Here is a 1,103-nt window from a genome sequence, read left to right as displayed (position 1 = left end):
TCGGCTATTTTGCGTTCGGGATCGACATAGGCCAGAGCCACTCTCTCTGCAACTTGCGACCTGTCGCGCAGCAACTGTTCCGCCAAAGGCTCTAAACCCGCCTCCACGGCTTGCGCCGCCTTGCTGTGCCGTTTTGGTCGGAAAGGCAAATAGAGATCCTCTATCCGCGTTCGGCTTTCTGCTGCCAGGATGGCCTGTTGCAACTCTGGAGTCAGCTTGCCCTGTTCGCCGATACTCTGCAGCACCACAGCACGCCGCTCCTCCAACTCGCGCAAAATGGCAAGCCGCTCATGGAGATGGCGCAGATGGGTATCGGTCAAACCATGAGTGACCTCCTTACGGTAGCGGGCAATAAAGGGTACCGTTGCCCCCTGATCCAGCAGGGCAATGGCTGCTGTCACTTGCAACTCCTGGACAGCCAACTCTTCAGCAATACGTTGCGCTATGCTTTTCATGGCAAAATATTAATAGTGACAGGTAACCGTTATTTGGAAGCGACCCGAGCGTGTGGCGCGACCGGGCGCTGCCGTTGCCCACGCTGGGAGCGCGCTGGCATCGCAATCATACTGGTTCTTCCAGTGCGCCTGCTGCCAGGGGTCGCAGCGCTGCGTGCGGCCAAACCGGCACTGCTCTCCTTGCCCGCTACAGCCTGCTGTTTGACGGGTACAGCCTGCTGTTTGACGGGTACAGCACCGCCTGTCTGGCTGCTGCGCGCTCCATTTCTGCCCTGCTGCTCCACTGCTGCCTGCTCCCCCTTGCCAAAGTGTTTGCCAGGGCTGCTGGCGCTGCGGGGCACAAAACCCGCTCTGCTCTCCTTGCCCGCTACAGCCTGCTGCTTGGCTTGTCCAGGCTGCCGTGCGGGTGTCTGAGCGCGACGGCTTTCTGCGACGCTGCCTGCCGCCGGCTGGCTGCGCACTGCTTTGGCTTTGCCCCGCTGTTGCGCAGAGAGAGTTTCGGGAGAGAGGGAGTGATAGGGATGTTCCGTATCGACCCGCACCGAACAGCGGATGGTGCGTTCAATATCCCGTAAAAAACCGCGCTCGCTGACATCGCAAAAGGAGATGGCCATACCCTCCCGACCGGCCCGGGCGGTCCGTCCGATC

1 protein-coding gene and 1 pseudogene are annotated in these 1,103 nt (G+C 60.7%); both read right to left on the bottom strand.

Annotated features, from left to right (window positions below):
* On the bottom strand, positions 1 to 455 hold a 455-nt coding region (locus EJP87_RS16940; RefSeq protein ID WP_320412251.1), incomplete at its 3' end, for a Tex-like N-terminal domain-containing protein.
* A 29-nt stretch (positions 456 to 484) separates the two neighbouring features.
* A pseudogene (locus EJP87_RS18240) lies at positions 485 to 1,103 on the bottom strand (hypothetical protein); the annotation flags it as partial.

The sequence above is a fragment of the Candidatus Magnetaquicoccus inordinatus genome (assembly GCF_004217665.1).
GTDB lineage: Bacteria > Pseudomonadota > Magnetococcia > Magnetococcales > Magnetaquicoccaceae > Magnetaquicoccus > Magnetaquicoccus inordinatus.
Note: the sequence above shows the minus strand (reverse complement) of the source record. Positions and strands in the feature narration are given on the sequence as shown.